The sequence below is a fragment of the Amycolatopsis keratiniphila subsp. keratiniphila genome (genome assembly GCF_001620365.2).
Taxonomy (GTDB): Bacteria; Actinomycetota; Actinomycetes; order Mycobacteriales; family Pseudonocardiaceae; genus Amycolatopsis; species Amycolatopsis keratiniphila.
In genome coordinates this window covers 1-531 of the sequence record NZ_LQMT02000009.1, presented here as the reverse complement: position 1 = coordinate 531, position 531 = coordinate 1, and the positions used below count along the sequence as shown (strand labels likewise).

2 pseudogenes are annotated in these 531 nt (G+C 70.4%); both read right to left on the bottom strand.

Annotated features, from left to right (window positions below):
• Positions 1-357, bottom strand: a pseudogene (locus AVR91_RS43700) (sortase); the annotation flags it as partial.
• A 75-nt stretch (positions 358-432) separates the two neighbouring features.
• Positions 433-531, bottom strand: a pseudogene (locus AVR91_RS43695) (sortase); the annotation flags it as partial.

Sequence of the window (531 nt, the reverse complement as noted above, 5' to 3'; positions counted from 1 at the left end):
GTCGGCGCCCAGTTTCGCGCCCCACCAGGTGGCTTCGTCGAGGCCCTCGGGGATGGGGAGGGTCCCGTCCGCGGTCAGTTCCTTGCGGATCAGTTTCGCCGTTCCGCCGCCGGGGAGTTTGACCGTGCCGGGCGCCTGTCCCAGGTCGGCCGGGGTCTGGGGCGCCTGCGCCGCCGAAGTGGTCGCTTGGTCCTGCGCGGCCGCGACGACCGGATCACTCTTTCCGGTGAAAACCACCACGGCGACCACGGCCGCCACCACGAAGAGCGCGGCGCCGATGAGGACCAGCCCCAGGCTGGAGCGCTTCTTCGGCTGCTCCTCGCGCGCCGCGTCGTCCACGTCGAACTGTCCCACCATCGGGTATTACTCCTTGCTCGCGTCTAGCCGGTGTCGCTAGACACGCGACGCGAGCCGAGAGAGGTTGCACCGACTTCAGGCGGGCGGACCGGAAACGGGGGTCGCGACGATCACCCGGTTGTCCCGGTAGCCGTCCGTCCCGCCCAGGTAGTCGCCGCCGCAGGTGACGAGGAC